The sequence below is a fragment of the Luteibacter sp. P4_E6 genome (assembly GCF_056401535.1).
On the sequence record NZ_JBFUJE010000293.1, the window covers coordinates 1 to 4,898 of the forward strand.

Below are 4,898 nucleotides of genomic sequence, written 5' to 3' on the forward strand. Positions count from 1 at the left end.
CCTCGAAACCGTGGGCGGCAAACACCTCGATCGCGCGCTGGAGCGCCGTATCCCGGTCGAATTCACGTGGACGCGCCATGCCTCACCGCTTCTGGATCGAAAAGTCCACAAAAGCCTATCACTGATTGTGGCCGCGGTCGTTTACAGCCGCTAGACTCCCCCGATGACGCACCCTGGGGCCATGCTGCAAACGGACATCGATGTGTCGGTCGAAGCGATTGCGCGGCTGTCCGTCGTCCCGCGCATCCTCGACGCCGTGGTCCGTGCCACCGGCATGCGATTCGCGGCCGTAGCGCGCGTCACCGACAACCGCTGGACCGCCTGCGCCGTTCGCGACGACCTCGGTTTCGGGCTAAGGCCTGGCGAGGACCTGGTCCTCGAGACAACCATCTGCAACGACATCCGCTCGCACCGCCACCCCGTGGTGTTCGGGCATGCCAGTCAGCACGCGGTCTATTCGAACCACCATACCCCGAAGCACTACGGGCTCGAATCCTATGCCTCGGTGCCGATCTATACGGTCGGCGGTGAATTCTTCGGTACGTTGTGCGCCATCGATTCGCGCCCCGTCATCGTGGACGAAGACAGGCTGGCGACCGAGATGATCCTCTACGGCGAGCTCATTGCCTCGCAGATGGCACTCGAAGGTCGGGTGGAACATGCCGAACGCGCGCTGCGCACATCAATGGACGAAGGCGTGTTGCGCGAGCAATTCCTCGCCGTCGTAGGCCACGACTTGCGCAGCCCGTTGCAGGCAGCAGGCATGGCGGCCGAGGCCCTCGCCGACATGGCGCTACCGCCTCGGGCGGGGCGCCTCGCGAAAGTCATCACGGCCAGTGCAAAGCGCATGACCGACCTGATTGACGACATCATGGATTTCGCGCGGGCTCGGCTTGCTTCAGGCATTCCCGTGGCCCAGTTGGAACAGGGCGATCTCGCCGCCATGGTCGGCCGGGTGGTGGCCGAGGTCTCCGCGGCACACCCCACCGCCACGATCGTCAGCGACCTGGACATACCGAGAGCGCTTCGATTCGATCCGGTGCGCCTGCAGCAATTGCTCGCCAACCTGCTCAACAACGCGATGACCCATGGCGACACGCGACGGGCGATCCGCGTCGACGGGCGCGTCGAAGACAACGCTGTCGTGCTCGAGGTCACCAACTTCGGTACGCCAATCGATCCCGCCACGCAGGGCATGCTGTTCCAGCCGTTCTATCGACCGGAAAGCGCGACGCCACGCCCCGGACTCGGGCTGGGACTGTATATCGCCTCGGAGATCGCGCGTGCCCACGGAGGCACGCTCACGGTCTGCTCCAGCACGGACGAGGGCACCTGCTTCACCCTGCGCCTGCCGCTCACCGGCGCCTGACGCTCAGCGCGCGGCACTCGCCGCCGGGTAGTCGGTGGTGGTCTCGAATTCCGCGTAGGGTTGTTCGCTCTCGGCAAGGCTTGCCAGCGGAAGTCGCTCGGCGACGCCCATCAGGCGGGCGCGCAACACACTCACTTCGCGCAACTTCTCCGATGCCGCAAACGAGTACTGATCGGTCATTTCGAAGGCGGCGACGATGTTTCCGTCCTCGCTTCGCATGATCCACGGGCGTCGCGCCGTGATCAGGCCCGCCCGCTGCATCGCCTCGTAGATTTCCAGCAGGATCGAAACGACCAGATCGGTGCGGCCCGGGAACGGCCGATAGCCAACGATGATGGAGGTAGACACGCAGGACCTCGTGGCGGCTGAGAGGCGACACCACATTTGTAACCAGTAACGGGTCGGCGTCAAGCGTTACGTGGTGCGGTTTCGGCAAACCTTCGCAACAAGCATCACAGTTCACGAACCACGCGGAAGCCGACGCGCGCACTGCGCAGATCGGCATCCGCTCCCTGACGATAGGCGGAGCGAACCATGTCCGGCGCGCTGCCCCAGGACCCGCCGCGGATCACCCGCCGCGAACAGCCCGGATTGACCCAGGCTTCCGCCGTGCGCGGTGCGCGAATGTAGTTGTCGTGCCAGCAGTCCCCGACCCATTCCGACACGTTGCCGCCCATGTCATACAGGCCGAACGGATTCGGGGTGAAACTCATGACCGGCGCCGGCCCCCAGTAGCTGTCCTTATAGCCGCTGAACGCATTGCTCCAACGGCGCCCGGAGCCGGAACGGTCATTGCCACCGGTGAGGTTCTCCACGCGCGAGGTGGGATTGTCGTCACCCCACCAGTAGCGCGTCGTGCTGCCCGCGCGCAACGCATATTCGAACTCGGCCTCGCTGGCAAGGCGATACTTCTTGCCCGTTCGCTGCGACAGCCAGTCCGCGTAGGCCTTGGCGTCGTTCCATGAAACGTTGATGACCGGCAGGCGCTCCTGGCCAGGCTTGCCCGCATAGTCGTCCTGCCAGGTCGCCGACGCTTCGTCGCGAAGGCCGCCGCTCTGTTCATCGTAGACGCTGCCACCGCCCAGGGACTGCGATTGCGGAACGTAACCGCTTGAGCGTACGAAGTCGCGGAACTGTCCGATCGTCACGGAACTGCGCCCCATGCCGACGCCTTTATCGACCTGGACTTCATGCGCGGGGGACTCATTGGTGTCGTGGCCCCGCTCGCCATCCGGCGAGCCCATCATGAAATGTCCCGTGGGCAAGACGACGAGGGCCGGGGCCTGCCCGGTCGAGTCGACGAAGCGATCGGCGATGACCTGACCCGGTTTGTAGCTTGCGTAGAGACGGGCGTTGGTCACCCTCTCGTTGAAGTCGTCGATACCCGCCAGATCGGGGCTGACTTGCTGTGCCTTGGTCGCCAGCTGCTGCGCGAGCTCGATGTTGCCGGCGTCCAGCGCGGAACGCGCCTGGGCCAGCATCGCCGCACCGCTCTGCCGACGCATGCCTTCGATGCGGCCTCGGGTGTCCTGCAGGCCCTGCGATTCGGGAAGGATCGTCGCGGCCTCCGCCAGCGCGGCGTCCGCGGCGCTGAAATCGTTCTGGGCGACGGCGGCGAGCGCCTTGTCGAGTACGACACGCTGGACCTGGATGACGCCCTGCTCCGCCACGGCGTTGTCGGGATCGAGCTGCAGCACCGCCCGGTAGGTGTCCAGGGCACTGTCGCCACGCGGCTGCTCCGCCTTGCCTTCCTGGAGCTGACCGGCCGCCTTCCCGAGCATGGGTCTCACCTTGTCGAGGACAGCCAGTTTTTCCTGCAAGGGCGCGACCTCGGCGGTGGTTCCCGGTAGCGCCTTGAGCGCTGCGAGCCCGTCGCGCGCGGTGTCGGCATCACCCAGGGCGATGTCCTGCTCGATCTCCGCCGCGAGCCGCGCACGGACCTCGTCCATGCCGCCCAGGGCGCGCTGGCTATCGCCCTTTTCCTTGAGGACGGCCGTGAACATCGCAGCGGCACTGTCCTTGCCACCCACCAGGCGATCCGCCTGAAGCGCCTTGTCCGCACGGTCGAGCAAGGCGGTCAGCTCGGGTGAATCCGGCGTCTTCTGGGCCGGAAGCTGGACTTCGTTGGTCTTCTCCCGGCGGCGTGCGGCGATCACCGATGACGGCGCGAGCATGATCGGCGGCCCGGCGTCGATTTCGGACACGATGGCCCCGGGTGCGGCCTGGGGGCGTTGATCGAAGCCCATGGTCGTGGGCTGTCCGCGCATCGGCGAACGCGGCGTATTCTGGCCCGGCTCGACGTGCAGCAGTTGCGGAAAGAAGTGATAGAACAAGGCAAAACCGAGCACAGCGACACCCAGGGAGCCGCCAATGGCGCGCTGTCGGCGGACGGTCTCGGTGTTCGGCATGGTGGGTTGTTCCGTGCGGGCCTGCTATCGTGCGCTGCCACCTTAGAGAATCGCGTGCGGCAGGGCAACACGAACGTCGCGCGCGTTCCATGTACGTACAAGGACGCAGGAATGACATCGAGCGACCTCGCTCCCGCTGCACCGTGGATCGACAATCACGAGGAGCTTGCCACCTGGCTTGCCCCTGTCGGCCCGACCGCCGTCGTCGGACTCGACACGGAGTTCATGCGGCGCAATACCTTTTACCCGCAGCTCGCCTTGCTTCAGTTGGCCCACGATGGCCGCTACGCCCTGATCGATCCGGTGGCCTTTCCGCTGGGAGACGTGCTCCGCCCGACCTTCGCCGAGAACCCGGTGGTCACGGTGATGCACAGCGCCGGCGAAGATCTCGAAGCGATGTCGCCGTTCCTGCCCGACGGCCCCCACACCTTGTTCGACACGCAGATCGCCGCGGCTTTCGTCGGCATGGGACTGGGCATCAGCTACCGTGCCCTCGTCGCTGAGCTGGTCGGCGCCGAACTCGACAAGGGCGAGACGCGCAGCGACTGGCTGCAGCGCCCGCTGACCGAATCGCAGAAGCTTTACGCCACACTCGATGTCGTCCACCTTCATCCCGTGCACGCCATCCTCAGCGAGCGCCTTGTGGAGCGCGATCGCGCCGCCTGGCATGCGGAAGACTGCGCACGCATGAAGCGCCGGGCCAGCGAGCGCGAAGGGGATCCGCAACCGCAGCGCAGCTTCAAGGGCGCTGCGGAATGGACGCCGGAGAAACAAGCCCTCCTCCGTCGCGTGCTGCGCTGGCGCGAAACCACCGCCCGCGAACTCGACAAGCCGCGTTCGTGGCTGCTCGAGGATGCTCAGGCCCTGGACCTCAGCAACGCCCTGCCGCGCGACGCCGCGTATCTGGACGAGCGCGTGCGCGGCACCCGCGCATTGCGTGCACCCCAGCGCAAGGAATTGTTCGACCTGCTCCAGCGGCCGGTGGACGCCCAGGAAATCGAATCCACCGCCCCGGTCGTGGGTCACCCCGTGGGCGACGCGAAGCGCGCCATCAACGAAATGCGCAGCGTCATCGACCTGCTCGCCACCCAGCTCGATCTTCCGCCCGGCCTGCTCTGCTC

At 66.1% G+C, this 4,898-nt stretch carries 4 protein-coding genes; 2 read left to right on the top strand and 2 right to left on the bottom strand.

Annotated features, from left to right (window positions below):
• The first annotated feature begins 163 nt into the window (after positions 1 to 163).
• The gene (locus AC1DT2_RS15675) at positions 164 to 1,369 is read left to right on the top strand and encodes a GAF domain-containing sensor histidine kinase (RefSeq protein ID WP_477297319.1); all 1,206 of its coding nucleotides are present in this window, start codon (positions 164 to 166) and stop codon (positions 1,367 to 1,369) included.
• Between the two features lie 3 nt (positions 1,370 to 1,372).
• Here the strand turns inward: AC1DT2_RS15675 and AC1DT2_RS15680 are convergent, their stop codons facing one another.
• Positions 1,373 to 1,717 carry a hypothetical protein gene (locus tag AC1DT2_RS15680; RefSeq protein WP_477297320.1) on the bottom strand — a complete coding sequence of 115 codons (345 nt, stop codon included), beginning with the start codon at positions 1,715 to 1,717 and terminating at the stop codon, positions 1,373 to 1,375.
• A gap of 104 nt (positions 1,718 to 1,821) precedes the next feature.
• The gene (locus AC1DT2_RS15685; RefSeq protein WP_477297322.1) at positions 1,822 to 3,777 is read right to left on the bottom strand and encodes a formylglycine-generating enzyme family protein; all 1,956 of its coding nucleotides are present in this window, start codon (positions 3,775 to 3,777) and stop codon (positions 1,822 to 1,824) included.
• A 111-nt stretch (positions 3,778 to 3,888) separates the two neighbouring features.
• Here AC1DT2_RS15685 and AC1DT2_RS15690 point away from each other — a divergent pair.
• Positions 3,889 to 4,898, top strand: a 1,010-nt coding sequence (locus AC1DT2_RS15690) for a ribonuclease D (RefSeq protein ID WP_477297324.1), incomplete at its 3' end; no start/stop codon positions are given.

Bases quoted from the DNA above. Each gene is read 5' to 3' on its own strand.
- AC1DT2_RS15675 (WP_477297319.1), top strand. From the start codon at position 164: ATGACGCACCCTGGGGCCATGCTGCAAACGGACATCGATGTGTCGGTC.
- AC1DT2_RS15685 (WP_477297322.1), bottom strand. From the start codon at position 3,777: ATGCCGAACACCGAGACCGTCCGCCGACAGCGCGCCATTGGCGGCTCC.